Genomic DNA, 24,917 nt, shown 5'->3' with positions numbered 1-24,917 from the left:
TTGCACCAGCTGATTGAATTAGGGAAAAGTCGTAAGCAGCCCTCTCAAAATAAGTAGCGGTCCGGAAAGAATGGCAATGATAGAAATCGATCTTGGAATAAGTGACTTTAGCCTTTGTGAAAAGATGTTTCCAGCAAATGACAATGTAATCAAAGCAGGTAAGGTACCTAATCCAAATAGCACCATAAATACAGCTCCTTCGAATGGGTTTGCGAGTGCAACTGCTCCTGCTGCAGCGACATAGGTAAGACCGCAGGTGAAAAATCCATTTGCAACCCCACTCAAAAACCACCGTTTACGCATGGATAAATTTCTGGACATGAAAGATTTCAGGACTTGATAGAACCTGAACTTATAGTAAAAGCGCTCCAAGCTGTGCCGAATAGATGGAATACCGTAAAGGAGTAATAGGCGCCAAAACCCAGCACGAACGCCATAACCTTTTGCACTTGAAATAACGCCACTGTTGCTCCAATTAAACCCAGAAATGACTCAGGCACATTCGTGCTAGCACTTGTTAGTGAACGTTTCTTGCAGTCTTTCGAAAAGCTTTCGAGTTAGTTCTGTATCGGGGTTATTAATAACCCTAAAGTCTTTATCAGTTTTGATGTAAAGAAAAGGAGGGTATTCTAAGTATATTGAAAGTTCCACTGGTCCTAATTCCGAGTAAAATGATCCTTTTTTGATGTCGCCACTATCATGACCCCATCTTCTCCCAAGTTCACCCGGCAACCCGTTTTTAAATTCAACACTTTTAATTTTTTTAATTAAAATATGTTTTGGGAATATCCTTCCAATAGTTAGACGATTGGCAGATACCTTCAGTTTTGGTGGAATCGAAGCAATAATTACGATTGCTATGACAAGTAGAAAAGTTATTCCAAGAAACCATCCCATAGAATTTGCAGTATGTTCACTAACGCCAAACTATCGGTTTGTGTGCCCACATTTGGCAGAAAGCACTAATGTAGCGGAAGTGCATTTCAGTATCAAGTGACTCAATTGAGGTATGTGCTATATTGTTTGTTATGAGCTTTTTATCACGTTGTTTGATCGAGTTATACCTTCTACATCATTCCCCCAACGGCATAATTGATTAAGGACAGGAACAAGCAATTCTCCTGCTTTTGAAAGGCTGTATTCCACATGAGGCGGAACTGTGTGGAAATCTTTCCTAAGGATTAGCCCATCATATTCTAAATCCTTGAGTCTTTGAGTCAACATCTTCTCTGATATGCCCTCAATATTTTTTTTTAGTTGACCGTATCTATTAACTCCTTTCGTCAGATACCAAAGAATATTGACTTTCCATCTACCAGTAATTAGCTCTACAGCATAGCTCAAGCCACAGGACATTTCAAGGATCTGTAGGTTTTCATAATTAGTTGAAGTAGTCTTTCTCATTACACGCACTTTTTTGTATGTACAACACTTTTATTAGCGTACGTATAAGACGATAAGTTGTTTTATCTAAATATAATAGAAATGAAAATCAGAATTTATCAATTAATCATTTTAATGTCTATGACACTCCTAAGTCAGGCTCAAAATCAAACGAGTCAGGAAATCATTTTTAAAAAGGGAAAGATCATTGAAATTGCTTTTGCTACAGTTGAGGGTGGCAAAGAGGAACAATTGGGAAAAGAGTATTTCCAGAAGATTTTACCGATATCCGCCAAGTATAATGGTAAGATGGTAGCTAGCTTTGAAGTTGTTGCAATTACAGGTGGTGAGGTTAATCCTCAAATGATTGCCATTTTTGAATGGCAAAAGACAAGTGATCGAGAGAAACTATTGAAGGATAAGGAAGCTCTCAAACTGTTTCCTGTACGTGATGATGCGATTACATCTTTGAAACTGGCATACTATACAGTGGATGAAGATGTGACGATCAGTTTTAGGTCGGATAAGACTTATGAGTTTTTTAATGCTTGGCTGACACCTAAATCAGAAACATCACTTCCGAAGTATTTCGAACTTTCATCCAAACCTAAGGAAAAATATGGCCCGCCTAAGTTCCTGGTCAATCTAAAACCATATGTAGAGTATTTAAAGGGAGAGCCTTACATGTTAGACCCACATATGGCTGGGATTGTTGAATGGAATAATGTTGCGGCATTCTACGGGCTACAGGCTGACCCAGAGTTCAAGAAAACAACTTACCTTCTTGACGAATCAGTAAGCCGTCTTGATATGATCCAGGCAAAAGTTAATATAAGCCAGTAAACAGCAGAATTTAGCCGACTGGTAACACTACCGGATCGGCTTTTTTTGCTCATAACATCAGGATATAGTGCATATTTATGCACTATATCCAGCTTATATGGTGGCTAAAGATAATACCTAACTCTTGTTTCGAAAAAACGATCCTTTAAACCTCCGTTTTAGAGACACTTACAGATTGAAGAAATAGGTGCGTCTTTGAGGAACGCCCAACTAAAATGAGTATGCGCCCCATTTGCTAGAAGCACAGAAGTTTCCGTTTCGCATTGCCCTTCCATATGGCTCAGTTCGCATATTCATTTTAGTGTTTGTTATGGGCTTTATACTATTACCTTAAATTTATTAAAACCGTATCCACCATACCCCTTAATCTCTGAGCTATAAGTTATAGATCCTCCATGTTTGGTCAGAATATTCCTTGCAATGAAAAGCCCCATTCCAATACCTTCTTCAGTATATCTTTTGGTATTGGATCCTCTTATTTGTTTGTTAAAGATTATTTGACGTTCGTCTTCTGGGACAAGTAAACCATACGAGGATACTTCAAAACTAATACGGTCATCGTGCTCTATATAGAATGTCACATGAATTTGATTGGCCTCATCTGAATACTTAATGGCGTTTTCCAATAAAATAATTGGAATCAGTTTTATGCTGTCATGATATTGACCATATGGAATAGTTTCAGAACTTCGAACGAATATAGATAGCTCTCGTTTCTGAGCCTTTATAGCATATAACTTTCTTAATTTATCTACTAATTTGAATAAATTGATATTCCTTTTGGTTCCCTGCACAATAGCACTTGGGTTTACCATGATATCTATCAATTCCAATTGAGAATTAACCAAGTCTAAACTGTCATATAGGTCTATAATATGTTGATCGGAGTTTTGTAATTTCTCATAAATTGAACTGCCTTCATTTTTGAATATCAAAGACTCCACATGGGAAAATGCAATTGCATAGGAAGAGCGAACATCATGAAAAAGTGAGAAACGTTCTCTTATATTGCTTTTAATTCCGTCATCAATGCATTCCGATATATTTTTTAAGTCATCAATAGCTTCTTGAATATGATGACGACTAAATATGTATTCTTTTCGAGCATCCCGGGTGCCGCTTTTAACACTCCTATTATCTTCTAAGATTAAACCATTAAAGATGATTTTTTCATTTTTTAGCTGATGAAGTATGCAATTGAACCCTTTGTAGCAAATAAAATTATCCTCTGCGTAATTCTTAAAGTTTGTGCACTCTTGCTTTTTGCACTTTAGGCAAGTTCTATGCTGCTCTAACTTTTTGGAGTCATGTAGCTCCTCTTCTCGTATAAAGGGAAATGGTGAAATCTTCTTGAATAGTTCAAACTCCATATTGATTATTAGGATAAATGACTGTACTTGAAAAGTTTGCGAAGAATTGACGCAATTTTTAACTTCTCTTTATCCTTAATGGTCAAGAAGTCCAATTCAGAGAACCAATTCGGTTCTGAACTTTCTTTTTTATGCTTTAAGAATAATTTCTCAACTCGATTGTATGAATCAGTTGCATTATTATTCTTCAAAATACTCTTAATATGATCAATATGATATTGGACGTTAAAGGTTTGGTCAATCAACTGATCAATAATTTCTTGAGTCCCAACAAAGGGTGTTGGTTTGGTCAATTTCTCGTCAGCTAATTCCCAAAATTTATTTTTTGAAAAATCGAATGAATGTCAGGAATAGGCTACTACAACTTGCGACGGATTTTTAGTCTTAATATCTTGAAGAATGTCAAGGCCGTCATTCTTGGCGATATCTTTCGCAACACCATAAATGTCTAAAATAATGATGTCAAATTCTCCATCAATAAGTCTTTTGTGTTTAATCTCATCAAGCTTCTCCCATCTATCAATGCTATACCCAAACTCCTTAAAGCCACTTACAGGAAAAATGTCATCATCATCAATTACGATAATCTTTAGCTTTTTCCTAATATCTTGATGGTTAAGGTTGAATTGTAGTTTTGAGATTTTGGAACCCATGAAATGGCTTTTAAGTTTGTTCCAGAACGCCACAATTAAAAGGATAATAATACCAGCTATTACTCCTCCAATAATTTCAATTGATAATCCTTCTTTAAAACTACTGTTTGGAGTGTTGGTCTTCTGGAGATCAGTCGTTATTGTATCATTTTTTGAGATTTCTTGCATAACTCATTGCCCATAACATCCGGATATAGTGGACATTTATGCACTATATCTAGCTTATATGGTGGATAAAGATAATACCTAACTCTTGTTTCGAAAAAACGATCCTTTAAACCTCCGTATTAGAGACACTTACAAATTCAAGAAATAGGTGCGTCTTTGAGGAACGCCCAGATATGGCACGTGCCTCTGGACTTCCAAATATTGATAAAGATTTTTGTTTCCAGTTCACTGTCGGAATGCTCAGAAGAGGCATGTGCTATATCGTTTGTTAGACCTAGTCATTTTTATTGCCAACTTTGAAAAGCTTTACGAATGAGTTTATCTCCATATTAATTGGGTTTTGGACTGAAGATGCGAACTCACTTAAAACGTTAATTTCCTTTTTCCGAAGAAGATGATTTTTTGCTTTGCTAATTCCTTTTTTCGTGGGGTATGGTATAGGTATTCCAGTAATGCTGACCTTGCTGAATAGAGCTCCGTCATCTTTTAGACCCTCTTTACCAATTTTGACTTCTGATCCAATTTCCTTTAATCCTTTCTCTAGTTCAAACCATTTTTGTGGTTCATTGTCTATCTTGTTGATTGTTTTGTTAATGAAATCTCGCAAAGGCTTTGTGTTATCACGAGTTTCAATTGACAGTTCGATTAGTCGATCTAAATCTCCAGCTGAATCATAAATTAGTGCTCTGGAAATTCCTGGGAGATTTATTGGTTCTGAGTTAATCAATTCATTTTGACCTCCAACGATTATTTCATCTAAAGAGCCTATTAGACTTTCTTTTATTCCATTTCGAATAATTCTTTGATAGCCATCAATTATTTTGGCTCGTTTCACATTAGGAGAATAACCTGTCATTGAAGATTTCTTTAATGAGAAGTTCAATTTGTATCTGAATAAATCAATAAGCTTTTGTGTTGCGAGCAGACTCCAATCATCCCTTCGATCAAAAATTAGGTCATAAAGGTTTTGATTTATGGTCAGCATATATCCTGCAGTTCCGTATTCTTTGTCAATTTCCCCATTCCGAATGTTCTCAATAATTTCCTTCCTGTTTTTTGCAAAAAACAATGAATGGATATCTTCTGCATGGTCTAGATGATCTTCAGATATCTTAAAATCTAGTTTTGTATTCAAGAATAATTCAGAGATGTGTTGTTGTGGGTCATCGCTAATGTCTTCTAAGAAGGTGTTGACAGTTGCTCTGCAACGAGCTTTAAATTCATCTTCGCTTTCTGGATCTACTTCGAAGAAACTTCTCGAGAGACCTAAGGACTCCAATTTATCGATCGCAGATTCTCTTTGATTAGCAACTGAATCATGAACAAAACCGGGAATTAATATTTGATCCGAAAGTGCATATGATGTTAATAACCCAAGGAAATTTTGTAAGTCATAAGGCTGCTTAATACTATTTATACTCTGTCTGGTCAAATACCTATATGAACTAATTACTGAAGTATTGTCATGTGTAATTATCATAGTTGAAGTGATTTGAGATTAAGGAAATAATTTCTAGAAGTAGACTGCATTGATTTGTGCTCTCGCTTGTAAGTTTTTTCTTCAAAGGAGTCGTGTCCATTTCTTGATTAAGATGGATATATATATAGTTCACAATTTTCTCAACGTAATTATCAACTTTAGGTCCAGTCATTGAATTTGCATATATAAAAGCTCTTAGAGCAAGCCTACAGTATGCTAAGCTTTGCCTTTCAAAGGAAGAAATAGTGAAGGGGTCAGAGTTAATATATTGTTCTGCGAGAACCTTTAGAAAAGGAGGCTTGCCTGGGATGAAAATTCCTTGATGATAAATTGAGTTAGCAAAAGAGAGCACTTCCCAAGCTTTAAAATGTAAAGGAGTTGGATAGTATAGAAGGTGTATGAATTTTTTCCTTTTTTCAATAAACAGTAGATCATTTAAATCTGTGAATATTTGATATCTATCCTTAAGGCTGCTTAAAATTCTACCAATCGATTCTAGTTGAGATTCAACGTTAGATGATGTTCCGAAAAGAGCAATGTCAATATCGGTAGATTCGTTGGTGCTGAAGAAGCAGACAGTCAAGTCAACCAAATCCTCTGAGAAAATTTCATATACCTCTTCTTGGAATGGATTAAGTTGCTTCATGAGAATTAGGTCTAACATCCGGATATAGTGCACATTTATGCACTATATCTAGCTTATATATTGACTAAAGATAATACCTAACTCTTGTTTCGAAAAAACGATCATTTAAACCTCTGTTAAGCGAAACCCTAATACTTCCTGTAATTAGGTTTTTTTATTGTGAGCGAAATATTCAATATTGAAGGTAACGACTTCAACACCATCAATTCAAAATAAATCAATAGACTTCTGGAAAGCAGCTCCTAGTCTGCTTTCTTTTTAATTATCTATGTTAATTGGAGTCGTCTTTGTCATCTTCCTGTCCGTCGCCACCGTCACCTCCATTGCCCCAGAAAATACCATATCCTGACCAATTATTGATATAGCCCGCTGGAGGATTACTACCTCCACCAGAGCCTCCTTCAGCGGTTCCTAAAGCATCGAGACTATAACCATAGTAGGACCATCCACCCGTATTCTGATTGGGTACGTACCAATGAAAGACATAATACCAACTTGTTTGACTGTTAGAGGTAATAAGGTAAAGGTCCCATGCCTGGCTGGAGAGCACGACATCCGGTGTTCCATCAGGAGGTGGAGCTCCGTCTTCAAAGTAATAGCCGGTTCCATGACTACTGTCACCTCCATCGTCAGGTGTTGGTCCAGTTTGTGCAATAACTGCTACTGAAACCAGTATAATAGTTAGTGATATGAGTAATCTTCTTTTCATAATTATTAGTTTAATTGTAGATAGAACAAACCTAAATTCAAAAATCGTACCAATGTAACGATCCTTTGAGTTCAAGAGACGTCCGTTTTAGAGACACTTACAAATTCAAGAAATCAGGGAGTCTTTGAGGAACGATCAGATATGGTGAGTGGCCACATCGTCTCTAAAAATCACCAAGGTAGTGAAACTGCCCAATCCCCACAAACGTCAACTACAAAGCACTGCGTTCTGAAAGTCAAAGGCCAGAAAGATGAAGTCTCCTAAAGCTCAAATGCCAGCAGAATGGGCAGTGAAACGGGTGAGTTTACACCGCTGCATCAAATAGCTCAGTTGGCCATTCGCCATATCGACTGTTATCGGCTTTTTACACAATAAATTTCTCTAGTCCGGTTTACTGATTCCAACACTTTTAATTTGCTTATTAAAATTAAACAGTTGGACTTTGAATTGAAGAGATTACATTACTGATAGTGGGATAATTGAAATTCAATTAAGCCAACGATACAATATTAGCATCGTAAGGAGGATTTGCGTCGCAATATTCTACCTCAACTCTATCTCCATCAGGATTTGGGAACCAACCATCTTTAGGATGAAATTTAGTATTCTTTGTAATCTTAAATTCTATTTTGGAGTCAGCAGTTCTTAAGATCAAGGTTCCGGTTTCATTTGTTTCATCCCATTTAAAGGAGTCAACATCTCCAAGTTGCAAAAAGCATTTCTTTTCAATTGGAGGATCCTTACTAAGATCCGGATCTGTTTCCTTCTTTTTCTCAGGAAGTTTTCGGTCTGGATGATAGTTACAAGGATCGTCTTTGGAATATGGAATGCGAATCTCAACCACACAATCATCAAAATCTAGATCAGGTGGAGGTCCTCCACCTCCATCGTCAGATTTGATAACAATGACTGTCTCTGATGTATCTTGATCAAAATAAGACGTTCTTTCCGCATGGGGACTTGGATAAAATCCAGCATTAGGAATAGGTTCGTGTTCAATTGATACCTTGATTTTAGCAGTTTTGTCCCATGGCACATAATTGGTTTTTACAAACCTTTCTCCATTTCCGTAAATAATCACTGGTCTGTTCGCTGGAAAAGAAATAATTGCGACTTGATTCCAGTCACTGTTGGTTGTGACCCTGATTTTTATGCCCTTAAAATGAATATCATTGGGTATACATATTTCCATAGTTTTTAGGTCTTTAGTTAAACAAACACGTCATAGATAGTAATTGCCGATAACGCCCAACTATCATCCGTAAGCTGGACTTGTCAAATTTCCATAAAAGTATCGGATAGCACCAGCCTTTGCAAATAGCTCAGTTAGCTTATGGATGATAGTATCTGTTAGCAGAAGTTTATCAAGAATTCAATTTTTGCTTTAAGAGATCTATAGCTTTTTCAATACCAACTTTTTCTAAATCGATGTAACCAACTGTTTCATTTAATCCATCTATTTCAGTGTCATCCACTCGTAATGGCAGGATATATTCTTGGTTATTTCTAAAAGCTTTTGCTTGAGCAGCCTTTCTTTCATGAGTTGTCCAGACCTTCTCTGCATAATTCTTGGAAATTATCATGAGGCAATATTTGGCTCTTAATTTATACACATCATTTAAGTGAGTGTATAAGTCTTTTCCCCAAAGGGTGGCCTGTTCATATTCATCGTAAAATACTTTATAGTGTTGTTTGGTGAGTTCATCGGCAATTTTTTTGGCTATCGATCTTTCTTCACCAGCAAAAGAAAGGGCTAGATCATATTCCTGAATGACACCAAGAGATGAATTGATTTCCATTATTTTCAATTGATCGTATAGTTCTGGATACAAAAGATTAAAAATGTCCTTAACCGCAGCTTTCGTTATTGATTTCTCATTCAGGCAAGTTTCATGGATATCAATGATTTCAAAAGCGTTATAAACTTTCTTTTTGATAATGTTGTCATGGAAAATTGAAGTATCACCACCATTTAACCTGAGTGCAGATATACCAGCAAAGAATTGGTATAGCATGTTCTGAATAATTGAAACTTGCTGGTAATACTTTATTAGCTCACGAAGGTCATCGTGCGATAGGTATTGTTCACGTAAGATCAAATCGACTTCAAATGCATAGCGCAAGCCTTCAATAATGTCACAAACTACACTTTCTGCTTTATCAGACTTTTCAATTCGAAGCTCCTTTAGAATTTGATCTCCGATAACCGAAAGTGGTTCTGTTTCATCTTTAAACCATTTCTTTTCTTTTCTTTTTATTGACACGAACGCAGAAACGAGCATATACTTTTCTAAAGAAGTTCCCTGCGTTCTCTTATATATCTGTATGTCCCAAAGGTTTTTGTCATTCTTCCTAAAATAAATGTCAGCTCCTAGATATACTTCGTACGTGATCTTGCCAATCTTTATATCTAAATCATCTATTATGTCCTTATACTTAGCTTTTAACATACATTGGGAACTTTACTTCACCCACTCTGAGAATTTGTTATATCCCTTATCATCATTCCAGTCATAAACAGGGTAGTCTGATGAAAGCCTATAAATTTTGTTTCTATATTTTTCGTCAACTTGATTGATTGAGTAACTATCTAAATCCGGATATTTAATCCACTTACCATTTACATAGTCATGTAGGTTAAGTTTTTTTCCATCTTTGGAGTACGAGTAACCAAGATAGTAAAGTGGATTAGGACCTTTGGTTTTAGTCTTGCCATCCTTTCCTTTTATACAATTAATGTGTACACCAAATATGTGATTACCTACTGACATGCTTTTCATTATTTCATAGCTGACCCATTTTCTATTAAAAGTGTCTGAACCTATTAGTATGCATGTGTTAGAAGTATTTTTGAGTGACCCATTGATAAGTCTTTTTAAGCCAATATCTCCTTCTTTCTTTGCTTTCTCCCAAATTGAAGCATCAAAATAGCCTGCAGATTCCCGATCTGGTTTTAGCTTCCAATGATTTCGAACAACATTAGCTCGGAAGTCAATGATATCCTGATAATGAAAACTAAAAAAAACTCTTTTGGCCATTATAATTAGTTGATTACGAACATTACAATTAATGTAATACCCATCAGTGCTCCATAGAACATCAAGAGGGTCAACGAAAATACGCTTGGAAACCACCGGTTCTCATTTTTGTTGTAATCCTTTGTGTTCATGTCAAAGTCGATGGCATCTTCACTTAGAGTTCGAATGTGGTTGAATAATCCTCGATACTGTCTTTCTTGGCTCAAATAGTAGCCATCTAAAAACCAAAATAATGGTGTTGAGATATAAGTGATCAGAACATATTCAATGTTGGTATCTTTAGCTGCAAATGCAAAAAGTGCTGCTACTAAAGTCACAGACCAACCTTTCAGCAAAAAGGAATTAACATTCATCCTAGTGATAACTAGCTGAAGAAACTCGAGATGTTTTATTTTGTTTTCCATTGCTAATTCGTTAACCATGAATTTAAAGATACATAAGTTCTGCTCCCATCACTATCTGGGGGTTCAAAAACGTAGTATCCCTTTGGTATTTGACTTCCGGCTTTGTTTGTTGTTGTTCCGTCTCTCCATTCAATAGAGGGATAAATTGCCAAATATTCATTCCCGGAGTAATCCAAATTGTATGTATTTCTAATTGGAAATACCGCAATATGTTCAAGGTATTTTTGAGAGTCGCCATAGCCAAGTTCCCAGTTACACCATTTTGATTCAATAGCTGCTTCTGTGGCTAGCAAAATAAATTTGCGGTTTTCTCTAATTTTTCTTTTTATAATTCTAGCTGTTGCCCCATTGGTATTTTTAGGCATCTCATCATCTTGCCAGTCAACATATACCTGGACCCCAAGGTTGTTAAGTAGAGTTATTGCTCCATCTAATTCTTCAACTTCATCATGTTTATGCGAAAGGAAAACAGTTACCTTATCAGTTTTTGTCTTTTCGCTCCACTCGTTAAGACTGTCCTTAACTCCTTTTTCAAACGTTCGATGAAGATTTCTATATCCTCTAAGTTCCGATCTGGTAATTATACTCATGGATTAGTCTTTAGGATGAGTATTTCTGCTAACATCCGGATATAGTGCATAAATGTGCACTATATCTAGCTTATATGGTGGCTAAAGATAATACCTAACTCTTGTTTCGAAAAAACGATTCGACCTTATATCAGTACCAAAGAAGAGAGGGGTTAAGTAGTTTGATTAAATGGTTTATGCAACTTTTGATTTAAAAAACTGGATTTATTAGATTACATATACCTAATAAACGAATCAATAATGTACTTCGAAACCAATCTAATTTATATCTCTATGTTGAGTCTCGGCACATTTATTGGAGGTTTGACTAATTATGGTCTCAACACCATATCAAAAGGAAACGACTTTGTTACTGTGATTACTTCTTCTATTGGACTTGCGTTTGGAGGAGCTTTATTCATCTTCATTCAAGCATTCAAGCTTGGAGAAGGTAAAGCGATTTACATGTACCCAATTGGATTAGTTCTTTCATTAATTTGGGGTCAAATCAATGTAACAATCGAAAATAGAATCAAAGGTGATAATATGAATACAAGAATTATTGGATATGTTCATCTTATTGGTGTATCAGCTTTGACCGTTTTTTTGATATTCAAATTGTTTTTTACTGAATTCATTGTCTCATAAAACGAACGTTACAGATGTTCGTTACTATAGAAAAGCTTAGCATGAAAAACCTATTCAACACGTTGACACGATGGTATAAGATTTCAATAGTTGCTGAATTTAAGGCCCTGATTATTTTGGGAATTGTAGCAATCGTGATTCACCTTGTTAGCCAGTTCTTCTAAATCACAGTTAGTATTATAAAACGAAGAATTCTCGTCCCACGGATGCTTCGCTTCTTTCAGCATGACAGTTGACCTACAAGCCACAAACTGTGATCAAACCAGCAGCGTTGGCTTACACCAGCTGATTGAATTGGGGGAAAGTAGTTAGCAGCCCTCTCAAAAAACCACTCAGGTTATCTCAATGACAGATTCCGATAACTAAAAAAGTTGCTTACTTTGTTAGGCACTGGCATTTGCCTGGGCCAAACCCATTATCATGAGAGTCAAATACTCTATTGCGAATCTAATGTTAGTGACCTTCATATCTCTTCCAACATGGGGTCAGACTGATTTGAGAGATAGTCTATATCAAAAATTATCATCAGCCGATACCGATACCACCAGAATCAGGTTATTGCTTAGTGCTTCTAAATCCTACGGTATAAATGATGTTGAGAAGGCAGACTCGCTTGCTACTGTGGCCCTAAAGAAATCCATTGATGTCGATTATAAATTGGGAATGGCCGGGTCTAATTTGTTGAAAGGGAGGTTTTATACCTTCAAATCAGAATACGATAAAGGGTTAGATCACTATCAGCGTGCGTTAGAGCTTTATCGATCCATTGCTGATCGAGAAGGAGAGGCAAAATCACTCAATGGAATGGGGGAGGTATATGAGTCTGTTGGTCAGTATGTACGTGCCATGTCACATTATCTTGATGGAGTGAAGATTCTCGAGGAGATTGGAGACAAGAGGTCTGTTTTCAATTCTTATAATAACCTCGGAGAGCTTTACAGAATAGAAGATGACTTTGAAAAGTCAATGTATTATTTTCAAAAGGCCTTTAGCACCAGCCAGTCAATCAATTATGAAATGGGGATGATCAGAGTCCTGAATAATATTGGACTTGTCTATGGAGAGTTGGGGGCATACGATAGTGCGATCTATACTTTTTATGAAGTACTTCGAAAGACCACCGAAAGAGAAGAGAAATTTGGAATGGCCATCGCTTCCAACAACCTGGGGAAGGACTACCGTAACCTTGCACAGTACGACAGTGCATTAAAGTATTCAAACAAGGCCTACTCTATTCAATTGGAAATCAATGATCGCTATGGTCAGGCACTTTCTCAAACTAACCTGGCGGAGACCTACCTGTTGTTAGGTGCTGCAAAAGAAGCACTACCCTATGCAGATAGAGCATACATTCAGGCCAAGCAAATAGGTAATAAAAGGCTCATTAGTAGATCTACAAAACTTTTATATAGGGTAAACGAATCGCTAGGAAAGTACCAGGAAGCCTTCACTTTTTTAAAAGAGCATAAAATGTATGAAGACAGCCTATTTGACAATAGGAAAACAAGAGATATTACCAATCTCGAATTATCATACGGGCTTGAAAAGAAAGAACAACAAATAGCAATCTTGGAAAATGAAAGCAGGATTGCGGACTTACGTAAAAATATTCTGATAGGTGCTATTGCCGTTATCATAGCTTTCGGTTTGCTGTTGTTTTATCAATTAAATCAAAGAAACAAGCGCAATAAGTTACTTCTTGAAAAAGAAAAAGAGCTTGATCGAGTGAAGTCTCGGTTCTTCGCCAATATTTCACATGAACTGAGAACACCACTTACTTTGATTTTGGGACCGATTGAGGAGTTGAAACAAAAGCTTGAGGATAAGCCTTCGCATATGTATCTGAACATGATGAAAAAAAATGCGAGCAGGTTGCTGAATCAAGTGAATCAACTATTAGATCTATCGAAATTGGATTCCGGTCAGCTGCGATTACAGGTGAAAGAAGCGGACATTGTTGCCTTTATTAATGGTGTGACTATGTCTTTCGAGTCCCTGGCTATATCCCGAGGGATTAAACTGACATTTGACTCTGATCAAAAGAGTATTATTTCCTACTTCGATGAGGATAGTATCGAAAAGGTTATTATCAACTTACTTTCCAATGCATTTAAGAATACACAAGAATCGGATACGATTTCAGTAGAAATTTCCATTTTGCCTGGAAAAAAGGACCTGGAAATTAAGGTCACTGATACTGGAGCGGGTATTTCAGACGATCATCAAGGATTGATATTTGAGGCATATTATCATACTGAAAACAAAATGCAGAAAAGTACAGGGATCGGCCTGGCATTAGTCAAAGAACTGGTTGAATCTCATCATGGCAAGATTGAAGTGAACAGTGCGATAGGTCAGGGAAGCTCATTCATCATCACCTTGCCGACTGGCAAAGATCACTGGAGAGATCCTGAAGTTTTTGTAAAAGAGACCACACAAGAAAAAGTGCAAGCAGTAGAAGAGACAGAACCGCTTCCAGTCGACACTGAGCATATGTCGACAGATAAGCCTAATATACTAGTGATAGAAGATAATAAGGATGTTCGCATGTTTATCAAAGAGTCACTGAAACAGGAACTTCACATTATAGAAGCAAGCAATGGGAAGGAGGGTGTAGCGAAAGCTGAGGCAGCATTGCCAAATCTAGTTGTCACAGACATTATGATGTCAGAGATGGACGGGTACGAGGTAGTAAAGCATTTAAAGCAGAATGAAAAAACGAGTCATATTCCCATCATAATGCTCACTGCCAAGGCGGACAGTGAGAGCAAACTAAAGGGTCTTGAAGTCGAAGCAGACGACTTCATTAGCAAGCCTTTTGAACGCAAAGAACTTCTTAGCAGAATATTAAATTTGGTGAAGAGCCGGGAAAAGCTAAAAGAACGCTTTAGTAATTCAGTTATGTTAAAACCGGCAGATATCACCATTTCATCTGTCGATCAGCTTTTCGTGCAGAAACTCTTGGCTTTGGTTGAAGAAAATATAGCCAACAGTTCTTTTGGCGTAGAGGAATTGGGGCGTGAAATGGGGATGAGCAGAAGTCAGATCCATAGAAAATTACAGGCCATCATTGGGCAAACACCAAGTAAATTCATCAGAAACATGAGACTCAATCGGGCCATGGACTTACTGAAAAATAATGCCGGTACGGTTGCTGAAATAGCTTATATGACCGGATTCACCAGTCCAAACTATTTCTCCAAATGCTTCAGTGATCAGTTTGGACATTCACCAGGAGAAGTACCCAAGGAGTTGTAGATCCTTGTGTTGGTTATGCGACAAGATTGTATCTTTTTGCGACAAAATTGTACTTTTTCATAGCAGCAGACCTATAACCTTGTATTGATTAAGCAATGGATTCAATCCAGATAAACAATACAATTTTATGGTGAGGTATTTAGGTATTCTTCTTCTCAGTTTTTTATCACTCTCCGTTTTTTCTCAATTTGTAAAAAATGAACCCCTCTCCGATTCGCTGCTGACAGTAAATGAGAGTTCTGCAGATTGGGGAGATTATGATAATGATGGAGATTTGGATCTTGTCATTAGTGGAAACAATGGAAATCTGTTTACAATAATCTATAGAAATGATGATGGTGTTTTCGTAGATATAAATGCGGGTCTGCCCGGAGTTCGATTTGGTTCGGTGATGTGGGGAGATTATGACAATGATCAAGATCTTGATTTGGTGGTTTCTGGCAACTTGAATGAGGCAAGTCCACCATTTAATTCAATAACTGCCATTTACAGAAACGATGACGGTGCTTTTGTAGACATTGGTGCACCACTATTGGGTGTCAACAGCGGGAAAACACGATGGGGAGATTTCGATGGCGACCTTGACCTTGATCTGGCTGTTCTTGGTCTGGCTGATACAGGTGCGGATTCACTCAGAATTTATAGGAATGATGACGGTGTTTTTTCTGAAGCTATAACAGAGCTTGATGCTAACTCGGATTCTCAGCATGGCTCTGTTAGTTGGGGTGATTATGATAATGATATGGATTTGGATCTTCTGATAACTGGACTAGGCTTTACACCAACTTTTGATGCGGCACTTACAGTTATACTTCGGAACGATGATGGCGTATTTAAGGATTCTGGAATTAGTTTACCCGGAGTATTTTTTAGTGATGCTGATTGGGGCGATTATGACAATGATATGGATTTGGACATTGCCATAATGGGCCAAAAAATCGATGGAACTTTCGAAACTGCTGTTTTGGAGAACGACAATGGAGTGTTTACAGATATTGCCGCCAATTTCGGAAATAATGGTATTGGCTCTTTTTCAGGAATAGGCTCAATTAGCTGGGAAGATTATGATACCGATGGTGACTTAGATATTCTCATTAGTGGTATTAGTGGAGAAACCTTCGGGCCTTCCACTAAGTTATTTCGCAATGACGGTGGTGTCTTTGTTGATGTGCTAGCCAATATTCCACCGGTTTGGGGCTTTGCTTTATGGGGGGATTATGATGGTGATAATGATCCTGATGTATTGATAAGTGGGCTGGATGAGACCTTCGCTGTAGATCTTACGGAAGTGCATGAAAATGTACTGAAAGATGGTCAGGTAATTACTTTTGATGCCATTGCAGATAAACAGTATGGTGATGTATTTGACTTGAATGCAGTATCCACTTCGGGTCTTTCCATCAGTTATGAAATTGTGGATGGGCCGGCTACAATCTTAGGAAGTACAGTGACCATCACCGGTGTAGGGATGGTGAAAGTAGCTGCCAGTCAGTCCGGAGACAGTAATTATAATCCGGCAACAACGGTAGAACAGACCTTCAATGTCATGCCAGCTACCCTCACTGCCACTGCAGAAGATCAGACTATCACCTATGGTGACGCTTTACCAACCCTTACATTCACTTACTCAGGATTTGTAAATGGAGAGGATGCAACAGCACTTACCGCTGAGCCAGTTATCAGCACTACCGCCACCGCAGGTAGTAGCGATGCAGGAAGCTATGAAATATCGCTTGATGGAGGCATGGCTACTAACTATATGCTCAATTTGGTAAACGGAACCCTCTTGATAAACAAAGCCACACTCACTGCCACTGCGGAAGATCAGACTATCACCTATGGTGACGCTGATAAACAAAGCTACCCTCACCGCCACAGCGGAAGATCAGACCATCACCTATGGTGACGCTTTACCAACCCTTACATTCACCTACTCAGGATTTGTAAATGGAGAAGATGTGACAGCACTCACCGCTGAGCCAGTTGCCAGCACTACCGCGACCGCAGGTAGTAGCGACGCAGGAAGCTATGAAATATTGCTTGATGGAGGCATAGCTACTAACTATATGCTCAATTTGGTAAACGGAACCCTCCTGATAAACAAAGCTACCCTCACCGCCACCGCGGAAGATCAGACCATCACCTATGGTGACGCTTTACCAACCCTTACATTCTCTTACTCAGGATTTGTAAATGGAGAAGATGTGACAGCACTCACCGCTGAGCCAGTTGCCAGCACTACCGCGACCGCAGGTAGCGACGCAGGAAGCTATGAAATATTGCTTGATGGAGGCATGGCTACCAACTATATGCTCAATTTGGTAAACGGAACCCTGCTGATAAACAAAGCCACCCTCACCGCCACAGCGGAAGATCAGACCATCACCTATGGTGACGCTTTACCAACCCTTACACTCACTTACTCAGGATTTGTAAATGGAGAAGATGTGACAGCACTCACCGCTGAGCCAGTTGCCAGCACTACCGCGACCGCAGGTAGCGACGCAGGAAACTACGAAATATCACTTGATGGAGGCATAGCTACTAACTATATGCTCAATTTGGTAAACGGAACCCTCCTGATAAACAAAGCCACACTCACCGCCACTGCAGAAGATCAGACCATCACCTATGGTGACGCTTTACCAACCCTTACATTCACCTACTCAGGATTTGTAGATGGAGAAGATGTGACAGCACTCACCGCTGAGCCAGTTGCCAGCACTACCGCGACCGCAGGTAGTAGCGACGCAGGAAGCTACGAAATATCGCTTAATGGTGGCATGGCTACTAACTATATGCTCAATTTGGTTAACGGAACCCTCCTGATAAACAAAGCCATACTCACCGCCACAGCGGAAGATCAGACCATCACCTATGGTGACGCTTTACCAACCCTTACATTCTCTTACTCAGGATTTGTAAATGGAGAGGATGTGACAGCACTCACCGCCGAGCCAGTTGCCAGCACTACCGCGACCGCAGGTAGCGACGCAGGAAGCTACGAAATATCGCTTGATGGTGGCATGGCTACTAACTATATGCTCAATTTGGTAAATGGAACCCTTCTGATAAACAAAGCCACCCTCACTGCCACAGCGGAAGATCAGACCATCACCTATGGTGACGCTTTACCAACCCTTACATTCACCTACTCAGGATTTGTAAATGGAGAGGATGAAAACACATTATTATCTGCACCAACAATTGCTACCAATGCCACCTCAGCCAGCGATGTAGGCTCTTATGCCATTACAGTCTCCAATGGGTCTGCCAATAACTACACATTCGATCGAATAGATGGAATATTGATAATCACAAAAGCTGACTTGATGATTACGGCTGACGATAAGATAATGAACGAAGGCGAAGTTGTTCCAACATTGACATTCTCTAGCTCGGGCTTTGTCAATGGAGATGAAATTAATGTGATCGACGATCTCCCATCCATCACCACAGGTGCAAGCTCGATGAGTCCTCCGGGAATGTATGAGATCACTTTGAGCGGCGGGGTGGACAACAACTATCTACTGACATTGATAAACGGTATATTAACAATTAGTGAGGTGCTGAGTGTTACATATGATGAAGCGATCCTGATATTTCCTAATCCGGTCGAAGATTATCTGGTGATAGAGTCACCCTATGTCCGAAAAGTAGAAGTTCTTGATTTAGAAGGTAGAAAGTTATTTTCTACTGACATAAAACCGAGAATAGATGTCTCTGATTTGAGAGCTGGCATTTACATTTTGTCATTACAAGACAAAAACGGTGTTGTCTTAATAAAAAAAAGGTTTGTGAAAAAGTAACTAAGGAGGCATTTGCTAAGGCAGATCCAAAAGCGGCTCCAAGTTTGGAGCTGTTTTTTTTATTTAGACCTATTAATCAATCTCATCATGAGAGAGCGCATTTCATTATGTGTTCTACATCCCATATTCCCCTACTTTTTTCTCCCTCAGAGTCACCATTGGATAGGCAATAGCGTGGTGGACTCTGAGTAAAAAGAAATTATCCTTTGAGTTCAAGAAACGACTGTTTGAGACATCAATAGTAGATAGGACTGTTAACGCCCAGATATGGCGCTGTGGCCTCCGAGCTTTTTTAATTCCGATAAAAGTAGCTTATCTGCCGGTGCATTCAAAGTATTAAGTACGCACTGCGCCAACACAGATAAAAATCTCCCACGAGCGGAAGATAGTAGAATGCACTTCAGTTTCTTGGCGGCAGATAAGCGGGATGTTTAGCAGGCACTTGGCAGTTGGCTAAGCAAGGCCATGCGCTATATCGTTTGTTCACATCTGTTTTAATTGTTCTCGAAGTTCTTCAGGATCTTGTTTATTAGCCCAGACAAGAGTTAAACTTATGTATTCAGTTTTGAGTTCGTAATAGAGCGTTACCAAAGGATGAATTAGGAGTTGGCGAAATTCTGTCTGTTCGTACGTTGGTCCAATTTTCGGGTTCTTTTTTAGTTGTTCAATTCGTTCGTCAAGCCGATCGAGAAAGTTATCCAAAACATCCTCGTTCCACTGTTCCTCAATGAATTTAGTTGTTTTGTCTAGTGATTTAAGTCCTAGAGGTGTCCAAACTGTTTTCATTTACGACCAAGTAGTTCGCGAGCACTTGTGTGTTCTATGCAATCTTCTTGTTCGGCAGAACTAGATTCGCGTAAGAGTTCTAGAATTGTGTCAGGAATCTCAGAATTTGGGTTTTTCTTAAAATTCTCAATGCGGTTAATGACGTCTTCACTTTGGATTGAGGTTATCCAAGTAATTAGCTCCAGTTTACGTTGTTCAATCGTCATACTGTAAAGATACGAAATTTGCTACATGCAGTCAATGGATGTGAACATCCGGATATAGTGCACATTTATGCACTATATCTAGCTTATATGGTGGCTAAAGATAATACCTAACTCTTGTTTCGAAAAAACGATCATTATACCTCCGTATTAGAGTCTTTGATAAAACCATGAAAAAGAGGTGTGACTATTAACGCCCATGTATGAGGTGTGTGCTCTCACTTTGTGGACGGCACTAAAATAGTGAAGTCTGCCGGTGCTTCCAAAGTTGGTAGAATGCACTGCGTTGAGAAAGTGAAAACTCCCGCAAGATGAAGTATCCAAATGCTACAAACTTCTCTCGGTGGCAGACTCACGGTCAAGTGCCGATGCACTTTATAAAAAGCAAGTAAACACATGCCTTCATACAGTTTGTTGGCAATAGTTTTCAATTTTTCAGTACATGGTATTTGGATTTGCTGATTTTTCCGGAATTTGTTGAATTGAATCCCAGTGTTCGCAGATTTTACCATTCTTGTCAAAACGGAAAAAGTCCATCGTAACATATTGGTCGTTACCCGGCCAAATTTGATGTGTGTGCAAAGCAACTAAATCACCTTCAGCTATGCATCTTACAAACTCAATAGTTTTATCAGGATACTCTTCTTTCATTCTGTCAAAATAATTAATAAAGCCCGGTAGTCCATCTGCTACATCTGGGTTATGCTGGATATACTGTTCACCTACATAGAGATCAATAGCTTGCTTTGGATTTCCTTCGTACGCAGCTCTGTAAAACGCTATTGCGTTCTCCTTATTTTTATCCAAGTTCATGTTCGTTTAATTTCTAGATTCAATTATTGCCAACATCCGGATATAGCACATCTATGCACTATATCTAATTTATATGGTGGCTAAAGATAATACCTAACTCTTGTTTCGAAAATACGATCGTTAAACCCGTGCAAAAGTTAATTTTAATAACGGGATTGTGGTTTGGAAAATTAAAGGATTTTGGAGATTTCGAAAAAATCATAATTTAAGGTCTATTCAAATGTCCGTTTATTAAGTTTTATTGATTCCCATACAATAAAATTAGTTGTGTTCGGAAAAAACGATTTGTTGGTTGAGTACCCTCAAATCCTGCCCCAATTCTATTTTCTATTCTGGTTAAGGTTTTCTCTTTAAATGAAAAGTTTACCTTTTTAATATGTTGGCACTTATACTAAATACGAATTAAATTTTATTGCTATGAAAAAAGGATTTTTTATAATTGTGATACTTGTCTTCAGTCAACTAACTACCTACAGTCAACCCTTTATTACGGGACCTGACATGATTTGTGATGAAGGGACATTTACCGTGGAAATATGGGGATTCGATGAATTTTATAATCAAGAACCATTTACATGGACCTTTAACGAATCAGATTTTTATTCAATAGCTGGTGGAGACGGCCATGACTTTATCACGCTGAAAAGAAAAGATACACGAGCGGTCCCGAGCAGTACGGTATATTTAAATTATTCCTTTCTTGGCTTGTTAACTAACACAAGTAAAAATGTTCAGGTTGGGGTCCCTGTTCTAAATATCTACATGGACCAGGTGGGAAATCCTGGCTCCCAAACTATTCCAGATGGTGATTTCACCATGTTTGTCATTTTAGGCCAGCCTCCAGGTATTGATCCAAATAGCTACGACCACTGGGAAGTACAGATTACAGGAGGACAAGTGATGGCTTCTGGAGGAACAACCTTTTGGGTTAAACCCAATGGAAACGCCCAAACTACAGAAATCAGGATTCGTGCGACTGATGATGGTTGTATAAGTACTCCATGGATACCGCAAACTTATGTGGTAGTTGAGTCTGAGGGCCCTCCTATTTTGATCGGAGAGTAACCAACCTTAACAAAAATCTGTTGTTATGAGCATTCAGATAAATATTGCTTGATAACCTTACTGAATGACTTAATTAGATTTTGAGTTTTAGCAGCGTCCAAGCGCATGGATCGTACGATATTGGGAAGGCTTGAGCTGCTGCTTCACTTAGGTAACCATCAAGGAGTCCTAATTCTAGCAGGTTGTAGTAGCGCGAGGCTTACTCAAACAGTGATCCTAAAATTCTCAGCATGACGGCCCATCTATAACCCACAAACCGTAATCAAACCAGCAGCATTGGCTTGCACCAGTTGATTGAATTGGGGGAAAGTCGTAAGCAGACCTCTCAAAATAAGTAGCGATCCGGAAAGAATGGCGATAATAGAAACCGATCTCGGAATAAGTGATTTTAGTTTTTGTGAAAAGATATTTCCAGCAAATGATAGTGTAATCAAAGCAGGTAAGGTACCTAATCCAAATAGCACCATAAATACAGCTCCTTCGAATGGGTTTGCGAGTGCCACCGATCCTGCCGCAGCAACATACGTTAGACCGCAGGGGAAAAATCCATTTGCCACCCCACTCAAAAACCAACGTTTTCGCATTGAGAGGTTTCTGGACATGAAAGATTTCAAGACTTGATAGAATCTGGATTCATAGTAAAACCGCTCCAGGCTGTGTCGAATCGATGGAATACCGTAAAGGAGTAATAGGCCAAAACCCAGTATAAAAACCATAACCTTTTGCACTTGAAATAACGCCACTGTTGCTCCAATTAAACCCAGCAACGTACCGATGAGTACATAGGTTAAGATTCTACCCAAGTGGTAAAGCATGAATCCTGATTTGGATTGTTTTGGTCCCATAAACGCAAGCATCACCGGGCCACACATACCTACGCAGTGCAGACTCCCAAACAGACCGATGATGAATGCTCCAATCATTGAATGTAAATGGTTGATTGCTGATAAAAATCCTGATCGTCCGTATTCCAGGTGATATTCACCCGATAGTTGCCGGCTACTAGTTCAGAGCGTTTAATTTTTTGCACCTGATCGGTTAGCGCGATCTTAAATGTGCGATCAAATATCTTTCGAGAGGGATGATAAAAGTGAATATTGCCTGTGGCCACTTTATCTGGAAAAGTCAGTATCACTTCTCCTCCCTTTTGTTTCACAAGTACGCTTTTTCCAGCTTCAGCCGTATTGGACAGCTTGTTCAATTTTTGCTGATAATTGATCTCTTGTGCATAATAGTCTTCTGCCACCAGGTCAAAGTCTTCCTGAAACGCCCTCACTACCATGTACCCTATGAATGCTGCAAAGAGTACGAATGCGATTACTATTTTATGTCCCCAGTTCATGTTCTAATTATTTAATTTTTAGCTATACTGTTCTTTCACTCACTAGCATCTTCAACTCCAACCTTGCCTCACTTTTTTCCTTGACGAAAAAAGTGACAAAAAAGTCAAGAAGATTTTAAAGCCTTTTCCCACAAAGCCATCTCCACCGCGCCAAATCTTCATTCCCTCCCTCCTAAACGAATCAATGTTATAAATTTTCCATTGACTTCTTACTCTAAGTAAAACTCAAAATTCGTCTCACACTCATTCTCAATTATTCATTTTCAATTCTCAATTTCTAATTTATTAGTTCGTTGGTCCTAAGAATTTTGTTTCTACCGTCTCAACCAATTCATCTCCGGAATACACGCCTATGGAAATCATGGTGCTCATTTTTGTGATCATGGATGGATCTATGATTACAAAGAATGCTCCTTCACCTATCCCCTGCTCTTCCAGGTCGATTTCTCCACCTACCATTTCAATTTGTCCATTTGGTGTCAACAATTCAAACCGCACATCCATGGCATTATTGGTTTTGTTCACCATTTTCACCTGATACAGGTTGGTAATCATGCCGTCTTCTCGCTCCTGATACAGGATGCCTGGAGTTCTCAATATCGTAGTTTCAAAATCTGATCGAATGAGTAATAATGTAATCAGTACCCCCATCAACGCAATCAGCACTCCCGAGTAAGCTTTCATTCGGCTCGTGAATTGGAATGGTTTCTTCTCGGCGATATTCTCCTCCGACGCATAGCGTACCAGGCCTCTTGGCTTACCAATTCGATCCATGATGGAGTCACACGCATCAATACAAGCCGTGCAATTCACACATTCAAGCTGTGTCCCATTTCGTATATCTATGCCCGTTGGGCACACGAACACACATTGTTTACAATCAATACAATCCCCTTTCCCTAACTCCTCTCGGTTCTCATCTTTTCTGAACTTACCTCTCTCCTCCCCACGTACATGGTCATAGGCTACCACTACACTTTGCTTATCCAGCAATACACCCTGAAGTCTTCCGTAGGGACAGATGGTGGTACAAACCTGCTCTCGCATCTGACTGAAGACTCCATAGAAAAGTCCGGTAAATACAACCATTGCGATGAAGCCTCCGGTATTTTCTCCTGGACCACCCTGGATGATATTCCAAACCTCATTTACACCGACCAGGTATGCCATGAAGGTGTGCATGATGATAACACTAACAAGAACAAATAAGGTATGCTTGACGGACTTCTTGGTAATCTTCTCCTTATTCCACGGTAGCTTGTCAAGCTTCTTCTGCGCCATGTAGTCTCCCTCAATCCAATACTCAATTTGGCGAAAAACACCTTCCATGAATATGGTTTGCGGACAAATCCATCCGCAAAAAATACGCCCAAAAACAACCGTAAACAGAATGATAAAGACCAGAGATGCGAGCATCCCTATGACAAACAGGAAAAAATCCTGAGGCCAGAATACCTGGCCAAAAATGATGAACTTCCTTTCGAAAATATTGAATAACAAAAATGGCTGACCATCCACCTTGATGAATGGCGCCCCTAATAAAAACAGGAGCAATAAATAGCCGATGAGGGAACGATAATTTGTAAATCTGCCTTTTGGTTTTTTGGGGTAGACCCACACACGTTTTCCTTCTTTATCAACTGTGGACAGATGATCTCTGAAGGTCTCCTCCGCAACTTCCTGCTCCTGATATATGTCTTTTACATCTGCCATTATCCGAAAGCCACCCT

General features: G+C 38.8%; 24 protein-coding genes. 6 read left to right on the top strand and 18 right to left on the bottom strand.

From position 1 onward, the window contains the following. Positions 1 to 18 precede the first annotated feature (18 nt). The 3 genes from ACO05G_RS05945 to ACO05G_RS05935 all read right to left on the bottom strand — a co-directional run bounded on the left by ACO05G_RS05945 (position 19) and on the right by ACO05G_RS05935 (position 1,404). The gene (locus ACO05G_RS05945; RefSeq protein WP_421765706.1) at positions 19 to 456 is read right to left on the bottom strand and encodes a sulfite exporter TauE/SafE family protein; all 438 of its coding nucleotides are present in this window, start codon (positions 454 to 456) and stop codon (positions 19 to 21) included. Positions 457 to 507: 51 nt separating this feature from the next. Continuing rightward, positions 508 to 897, bottom strand: a complete 390-nt coding sequence (locus tag ACO05G_RS05940) for a hypothetical protein (RefSeq protein ID WP_421765135.1) — start codon at positions 895 to 897, stop codon at positions 508 to 510. Positions 898 to 1,026: 129 nt separating this feature from the next. Then, on the bottom strand, positions 1,027 to 1,404 hold the full coding sequence (locus ACO05G_RS05935; RefSeq protein ID WP_421765134.1) for a winged helix-turn-helix transcriptional regulator: 378 nt from the start codon (positions 1,402 to 1,404) through the stop codon (positions 1,027 to 1,029). Between the two features lie 81 nt (positions 1,405 to 1,485). Between ACO05G_RS05935 and ACO05G_RS05930 the strand changes: the two genes are divergently transcribed. After that, positions 1,486 to 2,226: a hypothetical protein gene (locus ACO05G_RS05930; RefSeq protein WP_421765133.1), complete on the top strand. Its 741-nt coding sequence runs from the start codon at positions 1,486 to 1,488 to the stop codon at positions 2,224 to 2,226. A 317-nt stretch (positions 2,227 to 2,543) separates the two neighbouring features. On the opposite strand, the gene ACO05G_RS05925 is transcribed toward ACO05G_RS05930, so the two are convergent. The 10 genes from ACO05G_RS05925 to ACO05G_RS05880 all read right to left on the bottom strand — a co-directional run bounded on the left by ACO05G_RS05925 (position 2,544) and on the right by ACO05G_RS05880 (position 11,284). Next, entirely contained in the window at positions 2,544 to 3,596 is a 1,053-nt protein-coding gene (locus ACO05G_RS05925; RefSeq protein WP_421765132.1) for a sensor histidine kinase, read from the bottom strand. A 344-nt stretch (positions 3,597 to 3,940) separates the two neighbouring features. Then, a complete protein-coding gene (locus ACO05G_RS05920; protein ID WP_421765131.1) occupies positions 3,941 to 4,417 on the bottom strand; it encodes a hypothetical protein in 477 nt (158 codons plus the stop codon). A gap of 274 nt (positions 4,418 to 4,691) precedes the next feature. Beyond that, positions 4,692 to 5,897 carry a hypothetical protein gene (locus ACO05G_RS05915; RefSeq protein ID WP_421765130.1) on the bottom strand — a complete coding sequence of 402 codons (1,206 nt, stop codon included), beginning with the start codon at positions 5,895 to 5,897 and terminating at the stop codon, positions 4,692 to 4,694. Next, a complete protein-coding gene (locus tag ACO05G_RS05910; protein ID WP_421765129.1) occupies positions 5,881 to 6,543 on the bottom strand; it encodes a hypothetical protein in 663 nt (220 codons plus the stop codon). Before ACO05G_RS05910 ends, ACO05G_RS05915 begins: the two co-directional genes overlap by 17 nt. Positions 6,544 to 6,814: 271 nt before the next feature. Then, positions 6,815 to 7,252: a hypothetical protein gene (locus ACO05G_RS05905; RefSeq protein ID WP_421765128.1), complete on the bottom strand. Its 438-nt coding sequence runs from the start codon at positions 7,250 to 7,252 to the stop codon at positions 6,815 to 6,817. Positions 7,253 to 7,742: 490 nt separating this feature from the next. After that, positions 7,743 to 8,444: a hypothetical protein gene (locus ACO05G_RS05900; protein ID WP_421765127.1), complete on the bottom strand. Its 702-nt coding sequence runs from the start codon at positions 8,442 to 8,444 to the stop codon at positions 7,743 to 7,745. A gap of 172 nt (positions 8,445 to 8,616) precedes the next feature. Continuing rightward, positions 8,617 to 9,702: a toll/interleukin-1 receptor domain-containing protein gene (locus tag ACO05G_RS05895; protein WP_421765126.1), complete on the bottom strand. Its 1,086-nt coding sequence runs from the start codon at positions 9,700 to 9,702 to the stop codon at positions 8,617 to 8,619. A gap of 12 nt (positions 9,703 to 9,714) precedes the next feature. Continuing rightward, positions 9,715 to 10,290, bottom strand: coding sequence for a TIR domain-containing protein (locus tag ACO05G_RS05890; RefSeq protein WP_421765125.1), 576 nt, complete (start codon positions 10,288 to 10,290; stop codon positions 9,715 to 9,717). Positions 10,291 to 10,295: 5 nt separating this feature from the next. Next, positions 10,296 to 10,694 carry a hypothetical protein gene (locus ACO05G_RS05885; protein ID WP_421765124.1) on the bottom strand — a complete coding sequence of 133 codons (399 nt, stop codon included), beginning with the start codon at positions 10,692 to 10,694 and terminating at the stop codon, positions 10,296 to 10,298. A 2-nt stretch (positions 10,695 to 10,696) separates the two neighbouring features. Beyond that, complete coding sequence (locus tag ACO05G_RS05880; RefSeq protein WP_421765123.1) at positions 10,697 to 11,284, bottom strand: TIR domain-containing protein; 588 nt, start codon at positions 11,282 to 11,284, stop codon at positions 10,697 to 10,699. A gap of 240 nt (positions 11,285 to 11,524) precedes the next feature. Here ACO05G_RS05880 and ACO05G_RS05875 point away from each other — a divergent pair, with 240 nt between their 5' ends. The 4 genes from ACO05G_RS05875 (at position 11,525) to ACO05G_RS05860 (ending at position 18,978) form a co-directional block, all read left to right on the top strand. After that, positions 11,525 to 11,911: a hypothetical protein gene (locus tag ACO05G_RS05875; RefSeq protein WP_421765122.1), complete on the top strand. Its 387-nt coding sequence runs from the start codon at positions 11,525 to 11,527 to the stop codon at positions 11,909 to 11,911. 420 nt (positions 11,912 to 12,331) lie between these two features. Then, entirely contained in the window at positions 12,332 to 15,169 is a 2,838-nt protein-coding gene (locus ACO05G_RS05870; protein ID WP_421765121.1) for a tetratricopeptide repeat protein, read from the top strand. A 127-nt stretch (positions 15,170 to 15,296) separates the two neighbouring features. Then, positions 15,297 to 17,075, top strand: a complete 1,779-nt coding sequence (locus ACO05G_RS05865) for an FG-GAP-like repeat-containing protein (protein ID WP_421765120.1) — start codon at positions 15,297 to 15,299, stop codon at positions 17,073 to 17,075. Beyond that, positions 17,008 to 18,978: an MBG domain-containing protein gene (locus tag ACO05G_RS05860; RefSeq protein ID WP_421765119.1), complete on the top strand. Its 1,971-nt coding sequence runs from the start codon at positions 17,008 to 17,010 to the stop codon at positions 18,976 to 18,978. Before ACO05G_RS05865 ends, ACO05G_RS05860 begins: the two co-directional genes overlap by 68 nt. Positions 18,979 to 19,461: 483 nt before the next feature. Here the strand turns inward: ACO05G_RS05860 and ACO05G_RS05855 are convergent, their stop codons facing one another. Both ACO05G_RS05855 and ACO05G_RS05850 read right to left on the bottom strand, forming a co-directional pair. Continuing rightward, entirely contained in the window at positions 19,462 to 19,764 is a 303-nt protein-coding gene (locus ACO05G_RS05855) for a type II toxin-antitoxin system RelE/ParE family toxin (RefSeq protein ID WP_421765118.1), read from the bottom strand. Between the two features lie 638 nt (positions 19,765 to 20,402). Next, positions 20,403 to 20,780, bottom strand: coding sequence for a nuclear transport factor 2 family protein (locus tag ACO05G_RS05850; RefSeq protein WP_421765117.1), 378 nt, complete (start codon positions 20,778 to 20,780; stop codon positions 20,403 to 20,405). 417 nt (positions 20,781 to 21,197) lie between these two features. Between ACO05G_RS05850 and ACO05G_RS05845 the strand changes: the two genes are divergently transcribed. Then, a complete protein-coding gene (locus ACO05G_RS05845) occupies positions 21,198 to 21,845 on the top strand; it encodes a hypothetical protein (RefSeq protein WP_421765116.1) in 648 nt (215 codons plus the stop codon). 242 nt (positions 21,846 to 22,087) lie between these two features. Here the strand turns inward: ACO05G_RS05845 and ACO05G_RS05840 are convergent, their stop codons facing one another. The 3 genes from ACO05G_RS05840 to ccoG form a co-directional block, all read right to left on the bottom strand. After that, the gene (locus ACO05G_RS05840; protein WP_421765115.1) at positions 22,088 to 22,768 is read right to left on the bottom strand and encodes a sulfite exporter TauE/SafE family protein; all 681 of its coding nucleotides are present in this window, start codon (positions 22,766 to 22,768) and stop codon (positions 22,088 to 22,090) included. Beyond that, positions 22,765 to 23,187: a FixH family protein gene (locus ACO05G_RS05835; RefSeq protein ID WP_421765114.1), complete on the bottom strand. Its 423-nt coding sequence runs from the start codon at positions 23,185 to 23,187 to the stop codon at positions 22,765 to 22,767. Before ACO05G_RS05835 ends, ACO05G_RS05840 begins: the two co-directional genes overlap by 4 nt. Before the next feature lie 285 nt (positions 23,188 to 23,472). Then, entirely contained in the window at positions 23,473 to 24,900 is a 1,428-nt protein-coding gene (gene ccoG / locus ACO05G_RS05830; protein ID WP_421765113.1) for a cytochrome c oxidase accessory protein CcoG, read from the bottom strand. Positions 24,901 to 24,917 lie beyond the last annotated feature (17 nt).

This window comes from Ekhidna sp. (assembly GCF_965227465.1).
Lineage (GTDB): Bacteria > Bacteroidota > Bacteroidia > Cytophagales > Cyclobacteriaceae > Ekhidna.
Note: the sequence above shows the minus strand (reverse complement) of the source record. Positions and strands in the feature narration are given on the sequence as shown.

Bases quoted from the DNA above. Each gene is read 5' to 3' on its own strand.
- ACO05G_RS05920 (WP_421765131.1), bottom strand. From the start codon at position 4,417: ATGCAAGAAATCTCAAAAAATGATACAATAACGACTGATCTCCAGAAG.
- ACO05G_RS05855 (WP_421765118.1), bottom strand. From the start codon at position 19,764: ATGAAAACAGTTTGGACACCTCTAGGACTTAAATCACTAGACAAAACA.
- ACO05G_RS05935 (WP_421765134.1), bottom strand. From the start codon at position 1,404: ATGAGAAAGACTACTTCAACTAATTATGAAAACCTACAGATCCTTGAA.
- ACO05G_RS05910 (WP_421765129.1), bottom strand. From the start codon at position 6,543: ATGAAGCAACTTAATCCATTCCAAGAAGAGGTATATGAAATTTTCTCA.
- ACO05G_RS05895 (WP_421765126.1), bottom strand. From the start codon at position 9,702: ATGTTAAAAGCTAAGTATAAGGACATAATAGATGATTTAGATATAAAG.
- ACO05G_RS05865 (WP_421765120.1), top strand. From the start codon at position 15,297: ATGGTGAGGTATTTAGGTATTCTTCTTCTCAGTTTTTTATCACTCTCC.
- ACO05G_RS05850 (WP_421765117.1), bottom strand. From the start codon at position 20,780: ATGAACTTGGATAAAAATAAGGAGAACGCAATAGCGTTTTACAGAGCT.
- ACO05G_RS05915 (WP_421765130.1), bottom strand. From the start codon at position 5,897: ATGATAATTACACATGACAATACTTCAGTAATTAGTTCATATAGGTAT.
- ACO05G_RS05930 (WP_421765133.1), top strand. From the start codon at position 1,486: ATGAAAATCAGAATTTATCAATTAATCATTTTAATGTCTATGACACTC.
- ACO05G_RS05870 (WP_421765121.1), top strand. From the start codon at position 12,332: ATGAGAGTCAAATACTCTATTGCGAATCTAATGTTAGTGACCTTCATA.
- ACO05G_RS05835 (WP_421765114.1), bottom strand. From the start codon at position 23,187: ATGAACTGGGGACATAAAATAGTAATCGCATTCGTACTCTTTGCAGCA.
- ACO05G_RS05860 (WP_421765119.1), top strand. From the start codon at position 17,008: ATGGTGACGCTGATAAACAAAGCTACCCTCACCGCCACAGCGGAAGAT.
- ACO05G_RS05875 (WP_421765122.1), top strand. From the start codon at position 11,525: ATGTACTTCGAAACCAATCTAATTTATATCTCTATGTTGAGTCTCGGC.
- ACO05G_RS05840 (WP_421765115.1), bottom strand. From the start codon at position 22,768: ATGATTGGAGCATTCATCATCGGTCTGTTTGGGAGTCTGCACTGCGTA.
- ACO05G_RS05925 (WP_421765132.1), bottom strand. From the start codon at position 3,596: ATGGAGTTTGAACTATTCAAGAAGATTTCACCATTTCCCTTTATACGA.
- ACO05G_RS05845 (WP_421765116.1), top strand. From the start codon at position 21,198: ATGAAAAAAGGATTTTTTATAATTGTGATACTTGTCTTCAGTCAACTA.
- ACO05G_RS05885 (WP_421765124.1), bottom strand. From the start codon at position 10,694: ATGGAAAACAAAATAAAACATCTCGAGTTTCTTCAGCTAGTTATCACT.
- ACO05G_RS05900 (WP_421765127.1), bottom strand. From the start codon at position 8,444: ATGGAAATATGTATACCCAATGATATTCATTTTAAGGGCATAAAAATC.
- ACO05G_RS05940 (WP_421765135.1), bottom strand. From the start codon at position 897: ATGGGATGGTTTCTTGGAATAACTTTTCTACTTGTCATAGCAATCGTA.
- ACO05G_RS05890 (WP_421765125.1), bottom strand. From the start codon at position 10,290: ATGGCCAAAAGAGTTTTTTTTAGTTTTCATTATCAGGATATCATTGAC.
- ccoG (WP_421765113.1), bottom strand. From the start codon at position 24,900: ATGGCAGATGTAAAAGACATATATCAGGAGCAGGAAGTTGCGGAGGAG.
- ACO05G_RS05880 (WP_421765123.1), bottom strand. From the start codon at position 11,284: ATGAGTATAATTACCAGATCGGAACTTAGAGGATATAGAAATCTTCAT.
- ACO05G_RS05905 (WP_421765128.1), bottom strand. From the start codon at position 7,252: ATGAAAAGAAGATTACTCATATCACTAACTATTATACTGGTTTCAGTA.